Origin of the sequence: Xanthomonas sp. LMG 12462, assembly GCF_009192885.1 — a bacterium.
Lineage (GTDB): Bacteria > Pseudomonadota > Gammaproteobacteria > Xanthomonadales > Xanthomonadaceae > Xanthomonas_A > Xanthomonas_A sontii.
Map to the genome: position 1 here is coordinate 22006 of NZ_NMPP01000007.1, position 25475 is coordinate 47480.

The following is a 25475-nucleotide window of genomic DNA, read 5'->3' on the forward strand; positions in this document are numbered from 1 at the left end:
GCCAGATGCTCGTGCGCGGCGTCGCCTGCGCGTCCTGCACGACGCGCGTCTGCCCAGTGCGGCGTTAACGAATTCCACACATGCCGCTGCTCGCGCGCAGCGACCCGTTGCCACGCATTCGCGATATCCTCGGCAGTCCCGATGGTCCCCGCTCCATGCGCGCATGACCCCGTTCGCCACCGCCTCCCTGCTCTCCGCTGCAAGCGCCATCGCCACGGCAGGACAGTGCCGATGCCGATGCGAGCTGAATCACCTCCGCGTGTCGAGGCGCTGCTGAGATGAGCGACGCGCATCCACTGTCCGGTTCCCTGCTGGCCGCGCTGCCCGATGCCCGCGGTGGCGAAATCTTCACCGAACTGCTCCGGCGCTCCGGTTGCCGCGTCGAGCGCATCGTCTCGCACGGGCAGACCACGCCGCAGGAGTCGCCGTACCTGCAGGCGCACGACGAATGGGTGCTGGTGCTGCGTGGTCGCGCGCGGGTGGCGCTGTGCGAGCGCGAGGTCGCGCTGGCGCCGGGCGACCATCTGTTCATCCCGGCCGATACGCCGCATTGGGTGACCTTCACCGATCCCGGGCAGCCGACCGTGTGGCTGGCCCTCCATCTCGGCGAAGCCGACGTGGTGGCGTGAGCGCATGACCGGCCTGCGCGCTGCGGTGTCCCCATGGTGATGGCGACCCTGGTCTTGATGATGCTGCTGCTGCTGGCTGGCGCCCTGGCGTTGCTGGTGTCGCTACTGTGCGTGGCGCTCGTGGCGATGCCGATCGGGGCGCTGCTGGTGGCGCGCGATCCCTTCCTGCTGGTGCGCCTGGAGAGCCTGCGCCAGCGTCGCGGCAGCGGGCTGCGGCGGCGCCAGTCGCAGGTCGCCGGGCACACCTGGACCTATCTGGTGCGCGCCGCGGCCGATCCCGCCGCGCCGACCCTGCTGCTGGTGCATGGCTTCACCGGCAGCAAGGAGAACTGGCTGCCGCTGGCGCGCGCGCTGGGCACGCGCTATCACCTGGTCATCCCGGATCTGCCCGGCTGGGCCGAGAGCCAGCGCATCGCCGGGCAGGACTACGGCTTTGTGGCGCAGGCCGAGCGCGTGGCCGCGTTCGCCATGCAGTGCGCGCGCCGTGCGGGCAGCGAATGCGTGCTGCTCGGGCATTCGATGGGAGGCGGCATCGCGGCGCTGGCCGCGGCGCGCCATCCGGCGGTGTTCGACCGGGTCGGCCTGTTCAACGCCGCCGGCGTGCGCTTCGCCGACAACGTCTTCGGGCAGGCGGTGCTGGACGGGCACAATCCGTTCGCGGTGCACGATGCCGCATCGCTGCAGCGCTACATCGACACCGTGTTCCTGCTCGAGCGCGCCAAGCCGCGCATCCCGCGCTGGGCGGTGCCGGCGGTGGTGGCCTGGCGTCGCCGCGAGGCCGATTTCGAGCAGCAGGTGCTGGCGCGCATCGGCCGCGGCGAGGAGGCGTTCCTGCCGTTCGAGGAAGCCGCGCACATCCGCCAGCCGACGCTGCTGCTGAACTGCGTGCAGGACGCGGTGATCGACGCCAGCGCGCTGGCGCTGTACGCGCAACGCCTGCCGCAGGCGATCCAGGTACTGCTGGACGGCAGCGGCCACATGTCCATCGTCGAGAAACCCGCCGAGGTCGCGCAGGCCATCGACGCCCTGATCCAACGAGGAACCCCACGATGAAACGCATCCTGCTCGGCGCGCTGTGCGCCGTCGCCCTGGCCGCTTGCGGCGATCACGAGGCCGAGCGCAAGGCGCAGGCCGCGGCCGAAGCGCAGGCCAAGGCGCAGGCGGCCGACGATCTGGCCAAGCAGTACGACGCCGCGGTGAAGTCGGGCAACTGGGACCTGGCCCGGATCCACGGCGCGGCGCTGCTGCAGCAGTACCCCGGCTCGGACGCGGCCGAACGCATCCAGCCCGGCTACGCCGAGGTCAAGGCCAAGGGCGAAGCGGCGCGCGAGCTGCGGCGCATGCAGGCGGCCTGGCAGTACTCGCAGGTGCCGGCCGGCAAGGGCGTGCAGCGCTCGGCGATGCTGTACAGCCGCGACAAGGTCGATGTGGACGGCAGCGGACCCAAGCCGGTGCAACTGGTGTTCCGCGACCATCCGGAATGGAAGCGCAGCGCCTACCTCGTGCTGCAGTCCGGCGATTTCCGCTGCGCCGGCGGCTGCAAGGTGGAACTGAAGGCCGACGACGCGCCGCCGCACGCGGCCGCGGCCTGGCGGCCCAAGACCGACGAGGCCATCGCCATGTTCATCAGCGACGACAAGGCGCTGTGGAAGCTGGCGCGCAAGACCACGGTGCTGCAGATCACCTTCCCGGTGAAGGCCGGCGGCACACGCACCGCGGTGTTCGAGACCGGCGGCCTGGACGGCGCGCAGATGCCGGGCTGGGATTGAGCGCGATGCATGCCGCCATGCCACCGCCGGCCGAGGTGCTGTGCCAGGTGCGCCACTGGGTGTTCGACATGGACGGCACCCTGACCCGCGCCGTGCACGATTTCGCGCTGATCCGCCGCGAACTGCAGATCCCGCCGCAGGCCGACATCCTGCAGCACCTGGCGGCGCTGCCGGATGCGCAGCGCGCCAGCAAGCACGCCTGGCTGCTGGAGCACGAGCGCGTGCTTGCCCAGGAGGCCACCGCGGCCAACGGCGCGCCGGCGCTGCTGCGCACCCTGCACGCGGCCGATTGCCGGCTGGCGGTGCTCACCCGTAACGCGCGCGAGCTGGCGCAGCTGACCCTGGAAGAGATCGAGGTCGACGACCTGTTCGAGGACGTCACCATCCTCGGCCGCGACGAGGCGCCGCCCAAGCCGCATCCCGGCGGCCTGCTGCAGTTGGCCGAGCACTGGGGCGTGGCGCCGCAGGCGCTGGCGATGGTCGGCGACCACGCCTACGACCTGCAGTGCGGGCGCCATGCCGGCGCCACCACCGTGCTGCTGCATCCGGACAATCCCTGGCCGGCGCTGGCCGACCTGCATTTCGCCGATTGCGCCGCGCTGCTGGCGTGGTGGCAGGACCGCGTCGGGCCGCAGTCGCACTGACTGCTGCGCGGCGGCTGACCGCCGCCGCGCGCCGCACCCTCCTTAGCGAGATCGGTGCAGGCGTGCCGGATGCGCACTCCCCGTCGCGCGCCCCGCCGTGCGCATCCGTGTGCGCCAGTGTGGCAAGCGCAGCGATGGCGCAGGGTGTGCCACCGGCACATGTGCTCACACTGCGCCACGCCCGATGCAATCGTGTGGCACAAAGTGTCACGTTTCCGAGACGCCTTCGACCGCGCTGGTGGGCGTCTCCGCGACGACAACCGGCGTCGTGATCCGTACCTCAAGGGATGTTGCATCGCAGCGCCGCGATGGCATGGACGTTGCTCGTATACATCCACGCTTCAGGTTCCGTGGCACACGCCGATAGGTGAAGTGACGCGGCTCTTCAACGAGGGGAGTAGAACGATGCACAGTCATTCACGTCATACACAGGCTTGTACGCTGCTCGCGCTGGCCACTGCGCTGGCATTGGCGGGTTGCAAGAAGCAGGAAGAGGCTCCGGCGCCGGCCGCACCGGCCGCCGCACAGCAGCCGCCGGCCGCCGCGCCGGCCGCGGTCGCCGATACCGACAGCGAGTTCGCCAGCAATGCCGCCAACCCGGACAACTGGGGCGGCATCGGCCGCGACTTCGGCCTGACCCGGCACAGCCCGCTGGCCGAGATCAACCGCGACAACGTCAAGAACCTGAAGATGTCGTGGGAGATGAAGACCGACGCCACCCGCGGCCATGAAGGCCAGCCGCTGGTGGTGGGCGGCACCATGTACATGGTCAGCGCCTATCCGAACAACGTGTTCGCGATCGACCTGTCGCAGGAAGACGCCGGCAAGGTGCTGTGGAAGTACACCCCGCAGCAGGACGAGCGCGCCGTCGCGGTGGCCTGCTGCGACACGGTCAACCGTGGCGCGTCCTACGCCGACGGCAAGGTGGTGTTCGGCAGCCTCAGCGGCGACGTGATCGCGCTCGATGCCAAGACCGGCAAGGAAGTGTGGAAGCAGAAGCTCGCCTATCCCGAGAAGGGCGAGACCATCACCATGGCCCCGATCATCGCCGACGGCAAGGTCGTGGCCGGCATCAGCGGCAACGAGTTCGGCGTGCGCGGGCGCGTCGCTGCGTACGCGCTGGCCGACGGCAAGCAGGCCTGGTCCTGCGAAGCCACCGGCACCGACAAGGACATCTGCCTCGGCCCGGACTTCAACAAGGCCAATCCGCAGCACGGCCAGCTCGGCGACCTCGGCCAGAAGACCTATCCCGACGAAGGCTGGAAGCGCGGCGGCGGCGCGGCCTGGGGCTGGTACAGCTACGACCCGAAACTCAAGCTGGTCTACTACGGCACCGGCAATCCCGGCCTGTGGAGCCCGTCGTACCGCTGCGGCAAGACCACGCAGAAGGAATGCGACACCGGCGAGTACGACAACAAGTGGTCGATGACGCTGTTCGCGCGCAAGATCGACACCGGCGAGGCGGTGTGGGGCTACCAGAAGACCCCGTTCGACCAATGGGACTACGACGGCGTCAACGAGCCGATCCTGGTCGACCTGACCATCGACGGCAAGCAGGTGCCGTCGGTCGTGCAGTTCGACCGCAACGGCTTCGCCTATGTGCTGGACCGCCGCGACGGCACCCTGCTGCGCGCCAACAAGTTCGTGCCGGCCAACTGGGCCGAGCGCATCGACATGAAGACCGGGCGCCCGGTCAAGGTCGCGGCGCACTCGCCGCTGGAACGCGGCCGCAAGGTCGAGGCGTTCCCGGCGGCGATGGGCGGCAAGGACCAGCAGCCGTGCTCGGTGGATCCGGCCAACTCGGCGGTGTTCTTCTGCGGCACCAACAACTGGCACATGGAGCTCGACCCGCAGGAGCGCGGCAACACCATGATGGGCCTGCCGTACGTGTTCGCCAACGTGCTGATGAAGCCGAACGAGCCGGGTGCGCTGGGCATCGTCAAGGCGTTCGACGTGGTCGAAGGCAAGTCCAAGTGGGAGATTAAGGAGAAGTTCCCGGTGTGGAGCGGCACCCTGGTCACCGACGGCGGGCTGGTGTTCTACGGCACGCTGGACGGCTGGTTCCGCGCGGTGGACAAGGACACCGGCAAGAAGCTGTGGGAGACCAAGCTGCCCTCGGGCATCATCGGCAACCCGATCGCCTACAAGGCCAACGGCCACCAGTACGTGGCGGTGTTCTCGGGCATCGGTGGCTGGATCGGCCTGCCGGTCGCCGCCGGCCTGGATCCGGGCGATCCGTACGGTGCGCTGGGTGCGGCCGGCCTGGCCTTCAGCAACGGCTTCGACAAGATCCCGTTGGGCGGCATGGTGCACACCTTCCGCATCGACGGCGCCGGCAAGACCGTCACCCCGACCCCCAACGCGACCGCCACGACGGCCGGCGGCGGTGGCAGCGCGGCGGTCGCCGCCAAGTCGGTGCGATGAGCCGGCGGCGCCGCGTCCAGGGTGCGAGCGGGTGCCGCATGGCACCCGCCTCGCGGCGCCTGCCTGCGGGCGCGCGCGCCGTGTTGCTGTTGTGCAGCCTCGGACTCGTCGCCGCAGGCTGTACGCGCGAGCCGTCGTCCGCGACGGCTCGCGCTCCTGCTGCCCCGCCCGCCGTTGCGGCACCGGCATCCGCCGCGCCCGCCACGACGCTGCCGGCCGATGCGCCGGTGCTGCGGGTCTGTGCCGATCCCGGCAACATGCCGTTGTCCGATCGTGCAGGCGAGGGCTTCCAGAACAAGATCGCCCAGGTGGTGGCCGCGGAGATGGGCCGGCGCCTGGAGTACGAGTGGCGCAGCTACTACCAGCGCGGCCTGGCGCGCAGCACGATCAACGCCGGGCGCTGCGACGTGCTGATGGACATGAACAGCGATTTCGAGATGGGCCTGCCCACGCGCCCGCTGTATCGCTCCACCTATGTGCTGGTCACCCGCAAGGGCCTGGACCTGCGTCCTGCCTCGCTGGACGATCCGGCACTGAAGAAGCTCAAGGTCGGCGTGTTCCAGAGCTCGCCGGCGCGGCAGGCGCTGTTCGACCATGGCGTGCAGGGTGAAGTGCAGTACCTGTTCTACGATTCGGCGAGTGCGCCGCAGGAACATCCCGGCAAGCTCGCCGAGCAGGTCGCCGCCGGCAAGCTCGATGCCGCCGAATCCTGGGGGCCGGTGGCCGGCTACTACGCCGCGCGCGGCGGCCTCGGCGTGGTGCCGCTGAACGTCATCGACAACGAGGTGCTGGAATATTCGATGGCGTGGGCGGTGTCGCGCAAGAACGCGGCATTGCGCGATGCGCTGAACGCGGCGATGCAGCGCAGCGCCGGCAAGATCGGCGCGATCCTGCGCGAGTATCACGTGCCGCTGGTGGACTGCGCCGATTGCATCGTCGCCGGCGATCTGCGCTCGCACGGCTCCTACGCGGTGCCCGACGACCAGGACGATACGCCGAGCGCGCAGGCCTCGTCGGACATGCTGGCGCAATTGCAGTTGCGCATCGCCGGCGGTGCCGATCCGAACGAGGAGTTGGCGCATGCGCTGGACGCCGGCGATGGCGTGCGCGTGGCCTGGCTGCTGCGGCATGGCGCCAGCGCCGACAAGCCCAACCTGCTCGGCGAGCCGCCGCTGCAGCAGGCGATCCGCAACCAGGCGCCGCTGCTGGTCGGCGAGCTGCTGGCTGCCGGCGCCAAGGTCGAAAACCGCGACAGCAATGGCTGGACGCCGTTGATGAAGGCGGCCTGGTCCAACGACGGCAAGAGCGCCGCGCAATTGCTGGCGCATGGCGCCAAGGTCGAGGCGGTGTCCGCCGACGGCTGGACGCCGCTGGACCTGGCCATCTCCTACGCCGACGCCGACCTGGTACAGGCATTGCTCACCGCGGGTGCCAGCGTGCGCCGTGCCAACCCGGCCGGCTTCACCCCGGTGATGTTCGCGGTGGCGCGCAACGATCCGAAGATCCTCGATCTGCTGCTCAAGCGCGGTGCCGAAGCCGACCGTGCCAACCGCGCCGGCGTCACGCCGTTGATGCTGGCTGCCGCTGCCGGCCGCGAGGACAGCGCCCGGCGCCTGCTCGCCGCTGGCGCCAGCGCCGATGCGCGCGACGCCGACGGCAAGACCCCGGCGGCGCTGGCCCAGCAACGCGGCAATGCCGAACTCGCCCACCTGCTGACGGAGGCCCAGCACCGACGCACGCAATGACCGCTTTCCGCCGTTCCGTACACGCCGCTCGCGCGGCCTGCTCCTCCCATCGTGCACTCCGCAAAGGTTCTGCTCCCATGCGCTCTGCTTCCGTCCGTCGTCGTGCCGTCTCCGTGCTGTTGCCCGTGTCCCTGTTCGCCTCGCTCCTGTTGCTGGCCGCCTGCGGCAAGCAGGAGACGCCCGCCGCGCCAGCGGCCACACCCGAGCCGGCTGCGGCGCCGGCGCCTCCACCGGCCTCTGCGCCGGCGGCGACCGCGCCCGCCGCCGCTCCTGCCGCCGCACCGGCCCCCGCTGCGGCGGTGACGCCGATTCCGAAGGGACCGCCGGTCAAGGTCACCCCGGAGCTGGTCGCCGAAGGCAAGGCGCTGTTCAACTCCGCCGGCTGCACCGCCTGCCACGGCGGCACCGGTGGTGGCGGCATGTGCCCGCCGCTGACCAACGACATCTGGGTCTACGGTAGCGACGACGACACCTTGCGTACGCTGATCACCGAAGGCACCGCCGGCATGGCCGCGCATGGCAAGACCCGCATCGGCCACGAGAAGGTGGTCGGGCAGATGCCGCCGTTCGGTCCGGTGCTCAAGCCGGGCGACACCGAGAAGCTGCTGGCCTTCATCCACTCCATCAACAAGACCGCGGGCGCCACGCAATGAGGAATGCGTTGCGACTGGCCGCGGTCGTCGCGCTGTCGCTATGCGCCGCGGCCTGCCAGCGTGCCCCTGCGCCAGCCGCAGGGGCCGACGCCGCGAAGGCTGCGCCGGCACCGACGGCCGCTGCCGCGGCGCTGGCCTACGTCCCGAACCAGCGCAGCGGCACCATCTCGGTGATCGACACCGGCAGCGACCGCGTGGTGCGGACGCTGTCGGCGCAGGGCCAGCTCGGCAAGCGCCTGCAGCAGGTGGTGCCGGGTCCGCCCGGGCATCTGTACGTCATCGATGCGCAGGGCCATCGCCTGCTGGACCTGGATACCGTGCAGGACCGCGTGCTGCGCAGCGTCGACATCGGCGAGAACGCCGAAGGCGTCGCCGCATCGCCGGATGGCCGCCAGCTGGCGGTGTGCGTGGAAGGGCAGAACCAGGTGATGCTGATCGACCCGGCCGGCTTCACCATCGGCGCGCACATCGCCACCCGCGGGCAGGCGCCGGAGCACTGCGTCTACACCCCGGACGGCGCGCTGCTGCTGACCAGCAACGAAGGCTCCAACGACCTGGACGTGATCGACCTGAAGGCCGGCACGTCCACCGGCGTGATCGCCACCAGCGGGCATCCGCGCGGCATGGCGTTCGCGCCGGACGGCAAGACGGCGTACGTGGCGCAGGAAGCGGCCAATGTGGTCGACGTGATCGATCTGGCGGCACGCAAGCGCGTGGCCAGCATCCCGGCCGGGCAGCGCACCGCCGGCATCGCCATCGCCCGCGACGGCAGCCGCGTGTATGCGTCGAACGGCGCCGGCACGGTCAGCGTGATCGACCCGGCCGCGCGCCGCGTGCTGGCGGAAATCCCGGTCGGGCAACGGCCGTGGAATCCGGCGCTGAGTCCTGATGGCAAGAAGCTGTACGTGGCCAATGGCCGGTCCAACAGCGTCAGTGTCATCGACACGGCGGCGATGAAGGAGATCAAACAGATCGCGGTGGGCGAGATGCCATGGGGTGTGGTCGTGGCGCAGTGAGGTGAGGCGAGCGGCGCTTTCGGGCGCCGCGACGGGAGGCGGGGAGAGCCGGAATGAAGACGCGAGCCGCGGTCGCCTGGGCGGCGAACCAGCCGCTGGCCATCGAGGAAGTGGATCTGCAGCCGCCCAAGGCCGGCGAGGTGCTGGTGCGCATGGTCGCCAGCGGCATCTGCCATGGCGACGACATCGCCTTGTCCGGCATCGATGCCGAGGCGGCGTTTCCGGTGATCCTGGGCCAGGAAGGCGCCGGCGTGGTCGAGGAAGTCGGTGTCGGCGTCACCAGCGTGCGCCCGGGCGATCACGTGATCCCGCTGTACATGCCCGAATGCGGCGTGTGCAAGTACTGCCGTTCCAACCGCACCAACCTGTGCCAGGCGATCCGCAGCAGCCAGGACCGCGGGCTGATGCCCGATGGCAGCAGTCGCTTCTCGCTGCACGGGCGCCCGCTGCTGCACTACATGGGCACCAGCACCTTCGCCGAATACACCGTGTTGCCGGAGATCGCGGTGGCCAGGATCCATCCGGCCGCGCCGCTGGACAAGGCCTGCCTGCTCGGCTGCACGGTCACCACCGGCATCGGCGCGGTGCTCAACACTGCGCGGGTGCGTCCGGGCGAGAGCGTGGCGGTGTTCGGGCTGGGCGGCATCGGCCTGTCGGTGGTGCAGGGCGCGGTGATGGCGCAGGCCGAACGCATCATCGTGGTCGACATCAACCGCGACAAGTTCCCGCTGGCGCGCGCGCTGGGCGCCACCGATTGCCTGGACCCGAAGGATTTCGGCGCGCCGGTGCAGCAGGTCATCGTCGACCTCACCGACGGCGGCGCCGACCACAGTTTCGCCTGCGTCGGCGACGTGCGCGCGATGCGCGCGGCGCTGGAGTGCTGCCACAAGGGCTGGGGCGAAAGCATCATCCTCGGCGTGGCACCGAGCGCGCAGGAGATCAGCACGCGGCCGCTGCAACTGGTCACCGGCCGCGCCTGGCGCGGCAGCGCCTTCGGCGGGGTCAAGGGCCGCAGCGAACTGCCAGCCTATGCCGAGCGCTACCTGGCCGGGGAGATCCGCATCGACGAACTGATCAGCGAAACCCTGCCGCTGGACCACATCAACCGCGGCTTCGAGGCGATGCGCGCCGGCCGCGGCATCAAATCGATCGTTCTCTACTGAACCTCAAGGAACCGGCATGCCCCATACCCCAGGACGCAGCACCCCGTCGGCGAGTCTGCTCGCCCTGGCCGTCGCCACTGCCATCGGCGTGCTCGCCGCACCGGCGCGCGCGCAGACCACGGTCAACGCCGACGATGCGCAGATCACCGCGCTGGACCGGGTCGAGGTCACCGCCACACCGATTCCCGGCACGCTCATCGATGCCGACCTGCTGCCGTACACGGTGCAGACCGCCAATGCCGACGACATCGCGCGCAGCCAGGCCGGCAACCTCACCGACTTCCTGCTGCGCGAGATGAACGGCGTGGACACCAACGAGGTGCAGGGCAGTCCGTTCCAGACCGATCTGACCTTCCGCGGCTTCCGCGCCTCGGCGCTGCCCGGCGCCTCGCAGGGCGTGTCGGTGTACCTGGACGGCGTGCGCATGAACGAGCCGTTCGCCGACATCGTCAGCTGGGACATGATGCCGGAAGCAGCGATCCGCAGCGTCGCGCTGATGCCGGGCTCCAACCCGCTGTTCGGTCCCAACACGCTCGGTGGCGCGCTGGCCTTCACCACCCAGTCCGGCCTGACCGCGCCGGGCCTGCGCGCCGACCTGTCGGTGGGCAGCGGCGCACGCAAGCGCCTGGATGCGTCCTACGGCTACGCCGGCCGCGACGGCCTGCATGCCTTCGTCGCGGTCACCGGCTTCGACGAGAACGGCTGGCGCGACGCCTCCGCCGGCCGCCTGGGCACCGTGTTCGGCAAGTTCGGCCGGCAGGGCGAGCGCACCGACTGGGACGTGTCGCTGCTGCACGGGCGCAGCCGCCTGGTCGGCAATGGCCTGCTGCCGAGCTACCGCTACACCGACGAGGGCACCGAGCCGGGGCTGTACGAAGCCGACCGCGCTGCGGTCTACACCTCGCCGGACCTGACCCGCAACCGCAACACGCAGCTCACCGGACAGTTCGACCATCGCTTCGACGAGCGCACCGCATTGCACCTGCTCGCCTACTACCGCCAGGGGCGGCGCGACACCGTCAACGGCGACATCAACGACGACTACGAGGAATTCGTCGACGATTGCGCCGACGGCTACGCCGCCGACGGCACGCCGCTGGACGCCGGCTGCACGGTGTCGCGCGCCGATGCCGACGCGCTGCACAGCGGCGTGCTCAACACCACGCAGATGCGCCAGCACGCCGAGGGCGTGGCACTGAACCTCAGCCACCAGGCCGGCGCGCACGCGCTGAGCATCGGCGCCACCTACGACCGCAACCGCGTGCGCTACCGCCAGTACGAGCAGGAGGCGTTCGTGCAGGACGATCGCTCGGTGGTCGCCGATCCGGACGAGGATCGGGAGTTCTTCTCCGGCGTCGACGGGCGCAGCAGCACCCTGGGCCTGTTCGCCGCCGATACCTGGGAGCTGAGCGAGGCCACCCACCTCAATGCCGCGCTGCGCTGGAACCGCGTCGCCGTCGCCAACACCCTGTCCACCGCCGACGACGGTGTGCTGCCGCGCGAGCGCTTCGTGTTCGCCAAGGCCAATCCCTCGCTGGGCATCACCCAGCGCCTGGGCGACGGCTTCACCGCGTTCGCCTCGGCCTCGCAGAACAGCCGCGCGCCGACCGCGATCGAACTCGGCTGCGCCGACCCGGAACAGCCGTGCCGGTTGCCGACCGGGCTGCAGGCCGACCCGCGCCTGGAGCAGATCGTCTCGCGCACCTACGAGCTCGGCCTGCGCTGGAACCCGACGCCAGCGCAGACGCTGAACGCCTCGCTGTACCGCGCCGACAACCGCGACGACATCCTGTTCCTGCGCGCACCCAATTCCCAGCAGGGCTATTTCGACAACGTCGACCGCACCCGCTATCAGGGCGCCGACCTCAGCTACCGCGGCAGCCACGGCGCGCTGCGCTGGTTCGCCGGCTACAGCTACCTGGACGCCACCTACCGCAGCGCCGGCGAACTGCTCTCCGGCGAGCGCACGGTGACCTTGCGGCCGGGCACGCGCATCGCCGGCCTGCCGCGCAACACGCTGAAGCTGGGCGTGGACTGGCAGGCGCTGGCGCAGCTGACGCTGGGGGCCGACTTGCGCGCGGTGTCGCGGCGCGTGGCCAGCGGCAACGAGGACGGCCTGGTCGAAGACCCCGAGGAAGGCGAGGCGCCGGCGCGCCACGACCTGTCCACCGGCGGCTATGCCTTGCTCGACCTGCACGGCACCTGGGAGCTCGCCGAAGGCCTGTCGTTGTACCTGCGGGTCAACAACGTGTTCGACCGCCGCTACGAGACGTATGCGGCGATCGCCGAGGACCTGTTCCCGGGCGGCGCCCTGGCGCGCCCGCAGGACGCTGCGGTCGAGGACGGCCCCTCGCGCTTCGTCGCCCCCGGCGCCCCGCGGCAATACCAGGTCGGTTTGCGCTGGCGCTTCTAGCGGGCGGTTTGCGGTTCGTGTGGTGGCACCGCTCGGCGCGTGCCATCCGCCGTGTCCAAGACGGCTGTACGCCAGTCGGCGCGGGCGACTGGCGCGGCTGACGCCGCTCCTGCCTGGGCTCGCGTTTGGTCACCGGCGCAGAGCGGTGTCAGCCGCGACCTCGGACGGAACCTATCCGGCTCCGTCCGCAGTCGGGACTGAAGTCCCTCCCACAGTGTGCGATCTCAGCGACCCGCAAGCCGTTGTCGTAAAAACGGTTGTCGTGGGAAGCGGCTTCAGCCGCGACATCGAAGCCCGGCATCCTCCAGCCGCCTCAACGGTTGGGACGCGAATACCCCACAACACTCACGCCGCTAGCGAATGGCAGGACGCGACAGGCGAGGCTTCATCCGCGACGCGCTGCAAACCCCTTGAATCGCGATGCCGCCGCCACTCAAGCCGTCGCCAACCCGTGCTTGCGCAGCTTGCGATACAAGGTGTTGCGGCTGATGCCCAGCGCATCGGCGGTGCGGCTGACGTTCCAGCGGTGACGCTCGAGCTGCTGCTGCAGCACGCTGCGCTCGGCACTGTCCAGGGCGACGCGGCCGGGCATGCCGTCGCCGGCATGCGCATCGTCGCCGAGCAGGCATGGGCCGCTGTCGGCATCGACGATTTCCTGCGGCAGGTTGGGGATGCGGATGACGCCATCGGCGCACAGCACCGCCGCGGTACGCAGCACGTTGCGCAGCTGCCGCAGGTTGCCGGGCCAGGCATAGCTGAGCAGCTTGTGCAGGGCGTCCTCGCTGATGCGCACCGTCTGCTCGCCGCTTTCCTCGCGCAGCAGGGTGCGGATCAGTTCGGCCTTGTCGCTGCGCTCGCGCAGCGGCGGCAGGTGCAGCACCACGCCGTTGAGGCGGTAGTACAGGTCCTCGCGGAAGCCGCCGCTGCCGACCATCTGCGCCAGGTCGCGGTGGCTGGCGCTGATCACGTGCAGTTCCAGTGGCACGGCGCGGTCGCTGCCCAGCGGGGTCACGCTCTGTTCCTCCAGCACCCGCAGCAGGCGTGTCTGCAGCGGCAGCGGCATGTCGCCGATCTCGTCCAGGAACAGGGTGCCGCCGCTGGCCTGCAACAGCTTGCCGTGGCGTCCTTCGCGCGCGGCATCGGTGAAGGCGCCGCGCGCATAGCCGAACAGCTCGCTCTCGATCAGCGCTTCCGGGATCGCCGCACAGTTCACCGCCACGAACGGGCGGTCGGCCCAGGGCGAGCTGCGGTGCACCGCCTTGGCGAACTCTTCCTTGCCGGTGCCGGTGGCGCCGCACAGCAGGATCGACACGCGGTGCTTGGCCAGCTTCAGCGCATTGTCCAGGTTGTGCAGCATGCGCGGATCGGAACCGACATGATCGTTGGCGCGCGCGGCCTGGCCGTCCCCGCCCGCGGCGCGCGTTCGGCCGGCAGCGCTGCGCGCACGCGGCGGCTGCGCCAGGGCGAAGAAGCGGCGGCCGTGGCAGGCGCAGCGGATCGACCACAACGTGCTGGCGTCTTTGCGCGCGCGCTGCTCCAGCGTGTCGAAATCCAGTTGCATCACCTGGGCGATGTCGCGCCCGACCAGTGGCGAACGGTCGGGCTTGCCGAGCTGTTCCAGCGTGGCCTCGTTGACCGCCAGCACGCGGCCGTCGCCGCCGACCGCGATCAGCGCCTCGTGCAGCAGCCCGGCGAACTCGGGGCGGCTGTGGAAGCGCAGGATCCACGCATGCCGGTACTGTTCCAGGAAGTATGCGCGGGCGATCTGCGCCGCCGACATGCGCACCAGCGCGCCGGTATGGCATTGCACCAGCTTGGTATCGCGCGGGTCGGGCGTGGAAGCGTCCAGCACCGCCAGCAGATGGCCTTGCGGATCCAGGATCGGTGCGCCGCTGCAGGACAACGGCAGGTGCCGCTCCAGGTAGTGTTCGCCGCGGTGCACGCTCAGCGCACTGCCCTCCACCGCACAGGTGCCGATACCGTTGGTGCCTTGGTAGCGTTCGGCCCAACTGGCGCCACAGAACAGCCCGGTCTCGCGGAACGCACGCAGCAGCGCCGGATCCTGCACGCTGTGCAGGACCGTAGCCTCGGTGTCGGCGAACACCACCGCGTAGCTGCCGCCGGCGATCTGTTCGTAGAGATTTTCCATCTCCACCTTGGCGATGCGCAGCAGCGCCTCCAGCCGCTGCTGGCGTTCGCGCAACTCACCGTCGTCGTGGACCATCGGCGAGGGGTGGGTGTCCGGGGCCAGGCCGTACTCGTCGAGGCAGCGCCGCCACGAGCGTGCCAGCGCCGGCGGCAAGGACTCGATCTGGCGGAAATGGCGCATGCGCGCCAGCGGCGCGCAGTCGGCCTCGGCGGCGGATGGTGCAACGACCTTGGCTTGCGCGAGGCTGGCGACAGTCGACTCGGACATGGGCGCGCTCTCGTCCCCCCCAGGGGCCCTTGCGCAAGTGACGCACAAACCAGGCCTGGGCTCAACCCGCAGTGCAGCAAAGCGACGGCGTCGCCCGCCGTCGATCCCCCGGTCGCGCTGGGATCCTCGCTCCATCATGACTGTCGGTGGGCGTGCAGGACACGCCGCGCTCCGGCAGCGCCATGTCGTAGTGCATCCGCATCCACCGTCGCGCGGTGGGAACGGCGACGGTGCGAATCGAATCGAGTGCCGCATCGCCTGCTATGCAGACGGCGCGCTGCGCGCCGCCGCATGCGCCCGGCCGAAGTCGGGTTATGCCAGTGCCGGGCCGTTGCGGCTCGGTGCGTCCCGCTCGCGCGCCAATTCCTGCTGTTGCGCGAGTTGCCGTTCGCGGTCGATCGCCTGGTTCGCGGCCTGCAGTCGCTGGTCGGACTGCTCCACCGGAGTGGCGAGCGCCACTTGCACATCCACGCTGGCGCGCTTTTGCGCCGGGTCGCGCTGTTCACCTTCGACCACCACCAGATGGCCCTTCTCGGTGAGCGCCACGCGATCGGCCCGTTCCAGTGCGTTCGACGCCAGCGGCGCGTTGCCGGGGCCGCCATTGTCCCGGCAAGCGGCCAACGCAGCGCGGCTCAGGCGTTCGCTGGCCGCATCGTACGGTTTGCCCAGATCCTGGTCGATCCTTCTGACGCCCTCGCGGATCTGCTCGAGCAGCGCATGATTCCGGTGGCTGGCGTCGTTCGGGCCGGGCGCCGATGCCGGAGCGCGATCCGGCGCAGGCGTTTGCGGTTGCTGCTGCTCGCTGCGTTCGCGCAACTGCGCCGGGGTCGGTACGTGCAGCAGCGTTTCGCTCTTGCCGTCCTTGCGCAGTTGAAGATCCACGCTCTGATCGGCATTGCCGACGCGCTTGACCTCGTCGCGCTGCACCGCGCTCCACTTGCCGCCGACGAAGGCGGTACCGTGACCGTTCCCATCGAAGACGACCACATCGTTGTCCGCGCCGAACAGGCTCGACGACTGCGCGACCGTCTTGCCGTTCCGGCCTTTGAGGTTGTAGCCGAACGCACTTTCCTGGTCGAGGGCGCCGATCAGTTTTGGCGACTGGCCGTTCTGCAGGAACAGGGTCTTGGTCGCGTTGTACTGATGCAGCGCATCCGCGTGGGCGGTATCGCCCTTCAGGTCGACCGGGCTGCGCAATGGGTCGGCGGAAACCGCCGCAAAAGCATCGTGCAGGGGATTCCCGGGCTGCGCCGCACGGAGCTTGTTGAACACCTCGGTACCTGCGAGCGCGTGGTGGATGCCGCTCTCGATGTAGTCGGGCACCACCTCGCCTTTCTTGTTGGTCTTGTTCGGCAGCAGCGCGTCGACCTTGTTCACCACGTCCTCGACGCTGCCGAGGCTGCCGTCGTTGATGCCCTTGAGGATCTTCGGATACTGACTCTTGCCGGCCTGGTTCTCCAGCTTCATCAGCACGGTGGCGTACTTGGCCTGGTCGTCCAGGCTCGCGTTCTTGTACAACTCCGTCTGGCGCAATTGGTGCAGCGCGCCGCCAGGGTCCTTCTTGCCGTCGCCTTCGCGCATCAGATGGTCGATCTGCGTGCGGTCGCGATCGTGTACGAATTGCACGCCTGCATCGGAGGCCAGGAAGGTATTGAGGTTCTTGAGCACGGTTGCATCGGGTGCGCGGCCGTTGTCCGCGCGGATGGCATCGCCATTGCGCTGCAGATCGGAGATCGTCTGTGTTCTTTGGTTTTCCGACAGCGCCAGACTCGGAGTCTGCCGGGCGGCCCATGTCTGGTAGGCATCCACCAGCGTCGGGACGACGTCCGGATGTGCGCCCAGGTCGGTCTGCAGCGTGCCGATGCTGAAGCCGCTGTTGGCCACCGGCTTGAGCGTGTTGCCCTCGACCGATCCGGCGAACGACAGGTGATAGGCCACATTCTTGGGACCCAGGCTGCCTTCCGAGGCCACGCCGATGGCGAAGTAGCCCAAGGTCTTGAGTTGCGCGTCGGTGAGTTGCGGCGTTGCCGCGGTGGGGGCGGTGTTTGGATCGGACATGTCGCTGTTCCCCGATGGTGTGTCGTGCCTGTAGACGCTTGCGTTCGCGTCAGCCTCTGCCTTCTCCGCAGAGCTTGAGGTTGGTGCGTGCGGCGCGGATCACGCGGAGGTAATCGTCGACGAGGGCGGGCGTCATGCCCTCGCTGATGGCGTCGTCGCTGCGCTTGGCGTCGTCCTGGTAGGGCGCCAGCGTCTGCCGGCATCCGGCATCGTCGCCGAGTTTATGCTGGGTCAGCGCGTAGTCGTTGCGGATGGCGCCGGCGTCGCTGAAGCTGAGGGCCGCCACGCAGTCGCGATAGAGCGGCGCGAGCGCCGCTTCGGCACCCGCATAGTCCTTGCGATCGTAGGATGCCTGGAAGGCCTTGCGCGTTCGCTGCATGGCTTCAGGCGTGCAGGTCGCAGCCTGTTTCAGATAGTCGCCTGCGAAGCTGCCGTTGCCGCCGCAGTACTCCCGGCACGCGCTCTCGGCGCCGGCCGTGGCGGACACCGCCACGCCGTCTGCCTTGGGTGCGAACTGCAGCGTGCAGGTGCCGTCGTCGACCGCGGCCTGGGTTCCGTGCAGCGTGCCGCTGAAGCTGCAACCGGCATCGACATTCTGCGTTTCGAGGGTGAAGCGTGCATCGGGCTGCACGGTCAGCTGGCCCCAGCCGGGCTGGGTGGCATAGTGGCCGGGGGGTACTTGCGCGGCCGCCGCATCGTGCGTCGCAGCAGGCGCCGTCGGGCCTTTCGCGGCAGGCGCGGGGGCGGTCGGGGGCACGGAGGGAGTCGCGCTCGCGGGTGCCTGGGCGGCGTTGCCGCAGGCGCACAGGGTCGCCGCGCAGCACAGGGAGAGCAGCAGTCCACGCGGGATCGGTGCGGCGGCCAGGATCCTGGCGGTCCAGCGAGGCGCGGTGTCCATCCGATCATTCCATCGACGCGGGCGGCCGAGTCTAGCCCCGCCCGGATCGGCGCCGCAAGCCTGGATGCCGCGTCGCAATCGGTCGTGGAACGGCGGCCCGCCGGGCAAGCGTCCGGCAAGCGCGATGGCCAGGTGTCGACGCTGCCGTTCCGCCGGTAGTGCCCCAGCCTTACAACGCGTAACCGAACTGCTGCTTGAACTGGTCGTTGAATTCGTCGAAGTCGAAGCGCTGGTTCTGCGTGCCCGGGTGCTCGACCTTCAGGGCGCCCATCAGGTTGCCCATGCGGCCGATGGTCAGCCAGTCGCAGCCGCGCTGGATGCCGAAGATCAGGCCGGCGCGGAAGGCGTCGCCGCAGCCGGTGGGGTCGACCACGCGGCGCTCGTGCGCCGGCGGGATGTCGTAGGTCTTCTCGGGGGTGTGGACCAGGGCGCCCTTGGGGCCCTGGGTGGTGATGTAGGCCTGCACGCGCGAGACGATGTCCTTCTCGTTCCAGCCGGTGCGCTCCTGCAGCAGGTTGGACTCGTAGTCGTTGACCACCACGTAGTCGGCCTGCTCGATGAACTGGCGCAGCTCCGGGCCGTTGAACAGCGGCATCGCCTGGCCGGGGTCGAAGATGAACGGCACGCCGCCGGCGCTGAACTCCTCGGCGTTCTGGATCATGCCCTCTCGCCCGTCCGGGCCGACCAGGCCCAGGGTCACGCCCGGCACGTCCTTCACGTGGTTCTCGTAGCTGCGCATCATCGCGCCCGGATGGAACGCGGTGATCTGGTTGTTGTCGTGGTCGGTGGTGATGAACGCCTGCGGGGTGAACAGCTCCTCGATCACCTTGACCCGCGACAGGTCGATGCCCAGCGCCTGGAAATGCTCGCGGTACGGGCCGAAGTCCTGGCCCACGGTGCCCATCGGGATCGGGTGGCCGCCCAGCAGGTGCAGGTTGTAGGCGATGTTGCCGGCGCAGCCGCCGAACTCGCGGCGCATCCGCGGCACCAGGAACGACACGTTCAGGATGTGCACCTTGTCCGGCAGGATGTGGTTCTTGAACTGGTCCGGGAACACCATGATGGTGTCGTAAGCGAGAGAACCACAGATCAGTGCAGACATCGGGCAGGCCTTGGCGGAGGAATGAGCCCGCATTCAGGCGGGCGAGGGGCGGGGTCGCCGCGGCGCAAAGGGTAACGGCTGCGGCCCGGCAGGGCCAGAACCACGATCCATCGCGGTCCCGCCGATACCACGCAACGCGTGGTTTTAGCGAGAATTTTCCTTGCCCGCACCCAGGCGGGTTGCTAGGCTAGCGGACTTCGTTTTCTGCCCATTTTTTCGCCATTCTGGCGACGGCGCGCGCCCCAGGACCCAATCCCCCGATGTTCAAGAAACTCCGCGGCATGTTCTCCAACGACCTGTCCATCGATCTGGGCACGGCCAACACCCTCATCTACGTGCGTGGCCAGGGCATCGTGCTGAACGAACCGTCGGTGGTCGCGGTGCGCCAGGACCGGGCGATCGGCGGCACCCGCTCGGTCGCGGCGGTCGGCGCCGAGGCCAAGCAGATGCTCGGCCGTACGCCGGGCCACATCACCACCATCCGCCCGATGAAGGACGGCGTCATCGCCGACTTCACCTACACCGAGGCGATGCTGAAGCATTTCATCAAGAAGGTGCACAAGTCGCGCTTCCTGCGCCCCAGCCCGCGCGTGCTGGTGTGCGTGCCGGCCGGCTCCACCCAGGTCGAGCGCCGCGCGATCAAGGAATCGGCCGAGGAGGCCGGCGCCCGCGACGTGTACCTGATCGAGGAACCGATGGCCGCGGCGATCGGCGCCGGCATGCCGGTCACCGAGGCGCGCGGCTCGATGGTCATCGACATCGGCGGCGGCACCACCGAGGTCGCGGTCATTTCGCTGAACGGCATCGTCTATTCGCAGTCGGTGCGCATCGGCGGCGACCGCTTCGACGAGTCGATCACCAACTATGTGCGCCGCAACCACGGCATGCTGATCGGCGAGGCCACCGCCGAGCGGATCAAGCTGGAGATCGGCTGCGCCTACCCGCAGGCGGTGGTGCAGGAGATGGAGATCTCCGGCCGCAACCTCGCCGAGGGCGTGCCGAAGATGATCAAGATCAACTCCAACGAAGTGCTGGAAGCGCTGCACGAGCCGCTGTCGGGCATCGTCTCGGCGGTCAAGCTGGCGCTGGAGCAGACCCCGCCGGAACTGTGCGCCGACGTCGCCGAGCGCGGCATCGTGCTGACCGGCGGCGGTGCGTTGCTGCGCGACCTGGACCGGCTGATCTCCGAGGAAACCGGCCTGCACGTGCAGGTCGCCGACGATCCGCTGACCTGCGTGGCCCGCGGCGGCGGCCGTGCGCTGGAACTGGTGGACATGCACGGCAACGAGTTCTTCGCGCCGGAGTGAATGTGAGGCCGGGAATGGGGAGTCGGGAATGGGGAATAGAATGGCCCCTCCGCCTCCGCACTGCCGGCTCCCTCTCCACTCGCCTGCCTGCGCTCCGGCCCGATCGCGCCGGGAGCGCGCCGTTGTTGTTCCATTCCCCACTCCCGATTCCCCATTCCCGGCTTTAGCCCGTGCCTCCTTACGCCGGTCCTCCCGTCACCGCCCGCCCCGGCGAATCCGCCAGCACGCCGCGCCTGCTGGCCTACCTGGCGTTGGCGCTGGTGCTGATCGTGCTCGACGCGCAGGCCGACTGGCTGGCCCGCCTGCGCAGCCAGGCCACGGTGCTGGTGCAGCCGATCTGGGCGCTGGCCGGCCTGCCCGGGCGGCTGGGGTCGCAGGTGCAGGAGAACGCGGCCAGCCACGCGCAGCTGGTCAAGGAAAACCGCGCGTTGCGCAACGAACTGCTGATCGCCAAGGCGCGCCTGACCCGGCTGCAGACCGCGGCGCTGGACAACGCGCAGCTGCGCGAACTGCTGGGCGTGGCCGAGCGCCGCGGCCTGGACGTGCAACTGGCGCCGATCCTGGACATCGACCTGGACCCGACCCGGCAGCGCCTGGTGCTCGATGCCGGCAGCCGCGACGGCGTGCACGTCGGCCAGGCGGTGATCGACGCCGGCGGCCTGATGGGCCAGGTGATCGCGGTGACCCCGCTGCACTCCACCGTGCTGCTGCTGACCGACCCCGACCACGCGGTGCCGGTGACGGTGGCGCGCAACGGCGTGCGCCTGATCGTCTACGGCCGCGGCGGCAGCCTGGAACTGCGCGACATCCCGCTCAGCGCCGGGGTCGAGGTGGGCGACGAGATCGTCACCTCCGGCCTGGGCGGCCGCTTCCCGGCCGGCTTCCCGGTCGGCACCATCTCCGCCCTGCGCCCGGACGACACCCACGCCTTCCTGGTCGGCGAACTGAAGCCGGCGGCGAAGCTGGACCGCGGGCGGGATGTGTTGTTGCTGAAGAGCCGGGAATGGGGAATCGGGAATCGGGAATTGGCGACGCCTGCCGCAGCGGCAGCGGAAGGCGCTTCGCCCGTGGCTGGAGCAGCGCAAGGCGGTGACACCAAGCCAGCGCAGGGCGCGGCTCCGGCCGCAGCCGGAGCTGCGGTCACTGCGTCGCCGAGCGCGCACCCGTCCGGCAACGCGGCCACCCCACCGCCGACCAAGCCGGCACGCGCGACATCCGATTCCCGATTCCCGAATCCCGATTCCCGCCCGGCTCCAAAGGAGACGGGCCAATGAGCCGCCTGCGCAGCAAAGGCTGGGTGCTCCCGGTCAGCGTGATCGTGGCGCTGTTGCTGGGATTGATGCCGTTGCCGCTGGTGGTGCAGCCGCTGCGGCCGTACTGGCTGGCGCTGGTGGTGGCGTACTGGGTGATCGAGACCCCGGACAAGGTCGGGCTGGGCTTCGCCTTCGCGGTCGGGGTGCTCGCCGATCTGCTGTACGGCGGGGTGCTGGGCGAGCAGGCGCTGCGCCTGGTGATCCTGAGCTTCATCCTGCAGCGCTTCCGCGCGCGCATCCGCTTCTTCCCGATGTCGCAGCAGGCGCTGGCGATCGGCGGCCTGCTGGTCAACGACCGCATCGTCGCCGCGGCGGTGCACCTGGCCGTCGGCGAGCCGACCCTGCCGTGGAACTACTGGTGGGCGCCGCTGCTGGGCATGGCGCTGTGGCCGCCGCTGTTCGTGCTGCTGGACGCGCTGCGGCTGGGCCGGCGGAGCAAGTAGCATGGCCCTGCATCCGCGCCGCGCGCAGAAGAACCCGCACGCCGAGGCCGAGCAGTTCCGGCGTCGTGCCGCGCTGGGCTTCCTGTGCGTGCTGCTGGCGCTGCTGGGCCTGGGCGCCTGGTATTTCAAGCTGCAGGTGCTGGACCACGATATCTACGCCACCCGCTCGGACGCCAACCGCATCAAGCCACGGCCGGTGGTGCCCGGGCGCGGCATGATCTACGACCGCAACGGCCGCCTGCTGGCCGAGAACGTCCCCGCGTTCCGGCTCGACGTGACCCCGGACAAGGTCGCCGACATGGACGCGCTGCTGGCCGAGCTGGGCAAGGTCATCGCGCTGTCGCCGGAAGACATCGAGCGTTTCCAGGCCGCGCGCAAGGCCAGCCGCAGCTTCCGCCCGATCACCCTGAAGCTGCGTGTCAGCGAGGAGGAGCGGGCGCGCTTCGCGGTGGACCGCTGGCGCTTCCCGGGCGTGGAGCTGGAACCCTACCTGACCCGGCACTACCCCTACGGCGACCTGTTCGCGCACATCATCGGCTACGTCGGCCGCATCGACGAGAAGGACCTGGAGACGCTGGGCGAGGGCAACGCGGCGCTGACCCACATCGGCAAGTCCGGGCTGGAGCGCTATTACGAGGAGCAACTGCGCGGCAAGGTCGGCTACGAGCAGGTCGAGACCAACGTGCAGGGCCGCGCGATCCGCACCGTCGGCCGGGTGCCGGCGCAGTCCGGCGCCGACCTGCGCCTGTCCATCGACGCCGACCTGCAGCGCGCCATGGTCGCCGCGTTCGGCGACTACCAGGGCTCGGCCATCGCCATCGATCCGCGCACCGGCGAGATCCTGGCGATGGTCAGCCTGCCGTCCTACGACCCCAACCTGTTCGTCAACGGCATTTCCCACGCCGACTTCCAGGCGCTCAACAGCGACCCGTCGCGGCCGCAGTTCAACCGCCTGGTGCTGGGCGGCGTGGCGCCCGGCTCCACCATCAAGCCGTTCATGGGCCTGGCCGGCCTGGACAGCGGCACCCGCCGCCCGGAAGACAAGATCCTCTCCACCGGCATGTTCTATCTGCCCGGGGTCAGCCGCGGCTGGGGCGACTCGCACCGCGGCGGCCACGGCTGGACCGACCTGCGCAAGTCGATCGCGCAGTCGGTGAACACCTACTACTACAAGCTGGCCATCGACATGGGCATCACCAAGGTCGACCAGTACATGACCCGCTACGGCTTCGGCGTGCCCACCGGCATCGACCTGGTCGGCGAGACCGGCGGCATCGTGCCCTCGCCGGCGTACAAGGCCAAGAGCCGCAAGGAAGCCTGGTACCCCGGCGACACGGTCAACATCGCCATCGGCCAGGGCGACTGGAAGGTGACCCCGCTGCAATTGGTGCGCGGAGTCGCCGGCCTCGCCGATGGGCAACTGCGCACGCCGCACCTGGTGATGGCCACGCGCCAGGCCTTCGACCAGCCGTGGGCGCCGGTGCAGCCGGAGCCGAGCAAGCCGATCAGCGACAACCCCAGCAACCTGCAGGCGGTGCGCGAGGGCATGATGGACACCATGCGCCCCGGCGGCAGCGGATATGCCATCACCGTCGGCGCGCCCTACCAGATGGCCGGCAAGACCGGCACCGCGCAGGTGGTCAGCCGCAAGGGACTGGCGGCGGTCGATCCGCGCAGCCTGCCGATGCACCTGCGCCACCGTTCGCTGTTCGAGGGCTTCGCGCCGGCGGAGCGGCCGACCATCGCCCTGGCGATCGCGGTGGAAGGCGGCGGCTACGGCGCCAGCACCGCCGCGCCGATCGCGCGCAAGATCTTCGATGCCTGGCTGCTCGGCCGGCTGCCGCCCGGGGTCGAGCCGCTGGACAGCCTGCGCGGCGCCACCGCGTTCGGCAGCCACCTGTACTACGCAGAAGATCCCGGCTCGCGCGCCGCCGCCGATGCGGTCGCCCTGGCTGCCGGCGAACGCCCGGTGCTGATCGGCCAGGCCGAGGTGGATGCGGCGGTGGTACCGCTGCAGTCCGCAGCGCCGGCGATCCCCGACGAGATTCCGGACGAGCGATGAAGGATTTCCTGCGCTGGCTGGTCGACATCGGCGGCCGCTTCACCCGCACCCTGGACTGGCCGCTGTGCCTGGCGCTGGGCGCGCTGATGGCGATGGGGCTGGCGGTGCTCAAGAGCGCCGGCGGCATGCACCTGGTGATGGCGCAGGGCGCGCGTTTCGCCATCGGCGCGGCGGCGATGTGGAGCCTGTCGCGGGTGTCGGCGCTGCGCCTGCGCGCCTGGACCCCGCTGATCTACGCGCTGTCGATGCTGCCGCTGCTGGCGGTGTTCGTGCTGGGCACCGGCAAGTACGGGCGGCAGTGGCTGGACCTGAAGGTGTTCTACCTGCAGCCGGCCGAGCTGTTGAAGATCAGCATGCCGATGATGGTGGCCTGGTACCTGCACCGCATGCCGCTGCCGCCGCGCATCCCGACCGTGCTGGTCAGCGCGGTCATCATCGGCATTCCCACCGCCTTGATCATGCTGCAGCCGGACTTCGGAACCGGCGTGCTGATCGCCGCCAGCGGCGGCTTCGTGCTGCTGCTGGCCGGCCTGCCGTGGTGGTGGGTGGGCATCGCCGTCGGCGGCGTCGCCGCGGCCGCGCCGGTGGCCTGGCTGTGGCTGCTGCGGCCCTACCAGAAGGACCGCATCATGATGTTCCTCAACCCGGAGAACGACGCGCTCGGCGCCGGCTGGAACATCATCCAGTCCAAGATCGCGATCGGTTCCGGCGGCCTGCACGGCAAGGGCTGGGGCATGGGCTCGCAGTCGCACCTGAACTTCATTCCCGAGCAGACCACCGACTTCGCGTTCTCCGTGCTCAGCGAGGAGTTCGGCTGGATCGGCGTGGCCACGGTGATGACCCTGTACCTGATCGTGATCGGGCGCTGCCTGTGGATCGCCTCGCAGGCGCGCGACACCTTCTCGCGGCTGCTGGCCGGCGCCACCGGCCTGGCGTTCTTCGTCTACGTGCTGGTCAACGGCGGCATGATCTCCGGGTTGCTGCCGGTGGTCGGCGTGCCGATGCCGCTGATGAGCTACGGCGGCACCTCGGCGGTGTCGCTGCTGGCCGGGCTGGGCCTGGTGATGGCGGTGAAGGCGCACCGTCCGGTGCACGGCTACTGAACCAGCGCACGGCGTTCGACGCGCCCTGGCTTAACCGCAACCTTGCAGGCAGGTGACGGCATTATTGCGGCGCATGTCGTGCATCCGCACAATGCGCGTCGATGCCACGTGACGCGCGCCGCTCCCCCCGGCCCGCAGGTGTGCAGGAACTTCCGGGTAGGCAGGTGCGACCCCGCGCATCCATCCCAGCCCACATCGCCGAGGCATCCTCCGCAGCGCATCCGCCGATCCGGGCTCCGGCCCACCCGTCTGCGTCGTCCGCCGCTGCCTCGTCGTTCCCGTGGTTGTCCAGAGGCTCGGCGTTGGCCGGGATGGAT

The 25475-nt window shown here is 69.9% G+C and carries 18 protein-coding genes and 1 pseudogene; 15 read left to right on the plus strand and 4 right to left on the minus strand.

Annotation, left to right across the window (positions count from 1 at the left end; genetic code table 11):
- The first annotated feature begins 278 nt into the window (after window positions 1-278).
- The 10 genes and pseudogenes from CEK69_RS02445 (at window position 279) to CEK69_RS02490 (ending at window position 12456) form a co-directional block, all read left to right on the plus strand.
- Window positions 279-629 carry a cupin domain-containing protein gene (locus CEK69_RS02445; RefSeq protein WP_152243605.1) on the plus strand — a complete coding sequence of 117 codons (351 nt, stop codon included), beginning with the start codon at window positions 279-281 and terminating at the stop codon, window positions 627-629.
- Between the two features lie 33 nt (window positions 630-662).
- On the plus strand, window positions 663-1682 hold the full coding sequence (locus CEK69_RS02450) for an alpha/beta fold hydrolase (protein ID WP_152243607.1): 1020 nt from the start codon (window positions 663-665) through the stop codon (window positions 1680-1682).
- Complete coding sequence (locus CEK69_RS02455; protein ID WP_017910020.1) at window positions 1679-2398, plus strand: hypothetical protein; 720 nt, start codon at window positions 1679-1681, stop codon at window positions 2396-2398. The genes CEK69_RS02450 and CEK69_RS02455 overlap by 4 nt, the downstream gene beginning before the upstream one ends.
- Window positions 2399-2403: 5 nt before the next feature.
- Complete coding sequence (locus CEK69_RS02460; protein ID WP_152243609.1) at window positions 2404-3042, plus strand: HAD family hydrolase; 639 nt, start codon at window positions 2404-2406, stop codon at window positions 3040-3042.
- Between the two features lie 405 nt (window positions 3043-3447).
- Window positions 3448-5466: a methanol/ethanol family PQQ-dependent dehydrogenase gene (locus CEK69_RS02465; protein ID WP_152243611.1), complete on the plus strand. Its 2019-nt coding sequence runs from the start codon at window positions 3448-3450 to the stop codon at window positions 5464-5466.
- A gap of 80 nt (window positions 5467-5546) precedes the next feature.
- A pseudogene (locus CEK69_RS02470) lies at window positions 5547-7211 on the plus strand (quinoprotein dehydrogenase-associated putative ABC transporter substrate-binding protein); the annotation flags it as partial.
- A gap of 77 nt (window positions 7212-7288) precedes the next feature.
- Complete coding sequence (locus tag CEK69_RS02475; protein WP_152243613.1) at window positions 7289-7864, plus strand: c-type cytochrome; 576 nt, start codon at window positions 7289-7291, stop codon at window positions 7862-7864.
- Window positions 7861-8880 (plus strand): beta-propeller fold lactonase family protein, encoded by a 1020-nt coding sequence (locus CEK69_RS02480; RefSeq protein ID WP_152243615.1) that lies wholly within the window; start codon window positions 7861-7863, stop codon window positions 8878-8880. The genes CEK69_RS02475 and CEK69_RS02480 overlap by 4 nt, the downstream gene beginning before the upstream one ends.
- Window positions 8881-8933: 53 nt before the next feature.
- Window positions 8934-10043, plus strand: a complete 1110-nt coding sequence (locus CEK69_RS02485) for an S-(hydroxymethyl)glutathione dehydrogenase/class III alcohol dehydrogenase (protein ID WP_152243617.1) — start codon at window positions 8934-8936, stop codon at window positions 10041-10043.
- 16 nt (window positions 10044-10059) lie between these two features.
- Window positions 10060-12456 (plus strand): TonB-dependent receptor, encoded by a 2397-nt coding sequence (locus tag CEK69_RS02490; RefSeq protein WP_152243619.1) that lies wholly within the window; start codon window positions 10060-10062, stop codon window positions 12454-12456.
- A 433-nt stretch (window positions 12457-12889) separates the two neighbouring features.
- Here CEK69_RS02490 and CEK69_RS02495 read toward each other — a convergent pair whose 3' ends face one another.
- The 4 genes from CEK69_RS02495 to CEK69_RS02510 form a co-directional block, all read right to left on the minus strand.
- Window positions 12890-14872, minus strand: coding sequence for a sigma-54-dependent Fis family transcriptional regulator (locus CEK69_RS02495; protein ID WP_193313867.1), 1983 nt, complete (start codon window positions 14870-14872; stop codon window positions 12890-12892).
- 312 nt (window positions 14873-15184) lie between these two features.
- A complete protein-coding gene (locus CEK69_RS02500; RefSeq protein WP_152243621.1) occupies window positions 15185-16930 on the minus strand; it encodes an XVIPCD domain-containing protein in 1746 nt (581 codons plus the stop codon).
- A 49-nt stretch (window positions 16931-16979) separates the two neighbouring features.
- On the minus strand, window positions 16980-17492 hold the full coding sequence (locus CEK69_RS02505; protein WP_152180764.1) for a hypothetical protein: 513 nt from the start codon (window positions 17490-17492) through the stop codon (window positions 16980-16982).
- 505 nt (window positions 17493-17997) lie between these two features.
- Window positions 17998-18930 (minus strand): carbohydrate kinase family protein, encoded by a 933-nt coding sequence (locus tag CEK69_RS02510; protein ID WP_017911561.1) that lies wholly within the window; start codon window positions 18928-18930, stop codon window positions 17998-18000.
- A 260-nt stretch (window positions 18931-19190) separates the two neighbouring features.
- Between CEK69_RS02510 and CEK69_RS02515 the strand changes: the two genes are divergently transcribed.
- The 5 genes from CEK69_RS02515 to rodA all read left to right on the plus strand — a co-directional run bounded on the left by CEK69_RS02515 (window position 19191) and on the right by rodA (window position 25158).
- Window positions 19191-20237, plus strand: a complete 1047-nt coding sequence (locus tag CEK69_RS02515) for a rod shape-determining protein (protein WP_010343692.1) — start codon at window positions 19191-19193, stop codon at window positions 20235-20237.
- Window positions 20238-20407: 170 nt separating this feature from the next.
- Window positions 20408-21511 carry a rod shape-determining protein MreC gene (mreC, locus tag CEK69_RS02520; RefSeq protein WP_152243623.1) on the plus strand — a complete coding sequence of 368 codons (1104 nt, stop codon included), beginning with the start codon at window positions 20408-20410 and terminating at the stop codon, window positions 21509-21511.
- Window positions 21508-21993, plus strand: coding sequence for a rod shape-determining protein MreD (mreD, locus tag CEK69_RS02525; protein WP_010343694.1), 486 nt, complete (start codon window positions 21508-21510; stop codon window positions 21991-21993). Before mreC ends, mreD begins: the two co-directional genes overlap by 4 nt.
- Window position 21994: 1 nt before the next feature.
- Complete coding sequence (gene mrdA, locus CEK69_RS02530; protein ID WP_017907586.1) at window positions 21995-24055, plus strand: penicillin-binding protein 2; 2061 nt, start codon at window positions 21995-21997, stop codon at window positions 24053-24055.
- Complete coding sequence (gene rodA / locus CEK69_RS02535) at window positions 24052-25158, plus strand: rod shape-determining protein RodA (RefSeq protein ID WP_017907587.1); 1107 nt, start codon at window positions 24052-24054, stop codon at window positions 25156-25158. The genes mrdA and rodA overlap by 4 nt, the downstream gene beginning before the upstream one ends.
- Window positions 25159-25475 lie beyond the last annotated feature (317 nt).

Coding starts and splice junctions, on each gene's coding strand:
- CEK69_RS02445 (WP_152243605.1), top strand. CDS start 279: ATGAGCGACGCGCATCCACTGTCCGGTTCCCTGCTGGCCGCGCTGCCC.
- CEK69_RS02450 (WP_152243607.1), top strand. CDS start 663: ATGGTGATGGCGACCCTGGTCTTGATGATGCTGCTGCTGCTGGCTGGC.
- CEK69_RS02455 (WP_017910020.1), top strand. CDS start 1,679: ATGAAACGCATCCTGCTCGGCGCGCTGTGCGCCGTCGCCCTGGCCGCT.
- CEK69_RS02460 (WP_152243609.1), top strand. CDS start 2,404: ATGCATGCCGCCATGCCACCGCCGGCCGAGGTGCTGTGCCAGGTGCGC.
- CEK69_RS02465 (WP_152243611.1), top strand. CDS start 3,448: ATGCACAGTCATTCACGTCATACACAGGCTTGTACGCTGCTCGCGCTG.
- CEK69_RS02475 (WP_152243613.1), top strand. CDS start 7,289: ATGCGCTCTGCTTCCGTCCGTCGTCGTGCCGTCTCCGTGCTGTTGCCC.
- CEK69_RS02480 (WP_152243615.1), top strand. CDS start 7,861: ATGAGGAATGCGTTGCGACTGGCCGCGGTCGTCGCGCTGTCGCTATGC.
- CEK69_RS02485 (WP_152243617.1), top strand. CDS start 8,934: ATGAAGACGCGAGCCGCGGTCGCCTGGGCGGCGAACCAGCCGCTGGCC.
- CEK69_RS02490 (WP_152243619.1), top strand. CDS start 10,060: ATGCCCCATACCCCAGGACGCAGCACCCCGTCGGCGAGTCTGCTCGCC.
- CEK69_RS02495 (WP_193313867.1), bottom strand. CDS start 14,872: ATGTCCGAGTCGACTGTCGCCAGCCTCGCGCAAGCCAAGGTCGTTGCA.
- CEK69_RS02500 (WP_152243621.1), bottom strand. CDS start 16,930: ATGTCCGATCCAAACACCGCCCCCACCGCGGCAACGCCGCAACTCACC.
- CEK69_RS02510 (WP_017911561.1), bottom strand. CDS start 18,930: ATGTCTGCACTGATCTGTGGTTCTCTCGCTTACGACACCATCATGGTG.
- CEK69_RS02515 (WP_010343692.1), top strand. CDS start 19,191: ATGTTCAAGAAACTCCGCGGCATGTTCTCCAACGACCTGTCCATCGAT.
- mreD (WP_010343694.1), top strand. CDS start 21,508: ATGAGCCGCCTGCGCAGCAAAGGCTGGGTGCTCCCGGTCAGCGTGATC.
- mrdA (WP_017907586.1), top strand. CDS start 21,995: ATGGCCCTGCATCCGCGCCGCGCGCAGAAGAACCCGCACGCCGAGGCC.
- rodA (WP_017907587.1), top strand. CDS start 24,052: ATGAAGGATTTCCTGCGCTGGCTGGTCGACATCGGCGGCCGCTTCACC.